The 459-nt window shown below is 52.1% G+C and carries 1 protein-coding gene; it reads right to left on the bottom strand.

The window, feature by feature from the left end:
* A partial coding sequence (locus DEQ92_RS22565; protein WP_147299598.1) for a PQQ-binding-like beta-propeller repeat protein occupies positions 1 to 459 on the bottom strand: 459 nt, incomplete at both ends.

Here is a 459-nt window from a genome sequence, read left to right on the forward strand (position 1 = left end):
ATTGTTAACGATAACTGGTCTAATTGCGCGTGTCCAGAGCCGAGTCCCATCACGCCTATTGAGTGCAATCAGACGTCCATCGTAGGTCGAGATGAACACGCGACCGGACGAGACGATTGGGTGCCCTCGGATTGTACCGCTGATTTTGTCAGGGTGTGTATTTTGAACTTCTTCGCGCCAAATTTTTGCACCCGTCTGCGAATCTATCCCCACGACACCAAAGTCGACTACTGGGTAGTAGACGGTCTGTCCGTCATAGGCTGGTCGATCAGCTACCCGTCCCTGAATTTTCTGTGTCCAACATCGGTTTCCAGTGTTGATTGAATACGTTTGCAGACGTTCAATGCTTTCCCCTGAGTTAGACCGACCGGATTGTAGCACGTGGAGTCGACCGTCGGCGACGAATGGTCGATTCGTAAATGGTAGGCTGCGCTCTACCGTTCCGTCTACGGCTGTGAG

Source organism: Haloferax sp. Atlit-6N (assembly GCF_003383195.1).
Taxonomy (GTDB): Archaea; Halobacteriota; Halobacteria; order Halobacteriales; family Haloferacaceae; genus Haloferax; species Haloferax gibbonsii.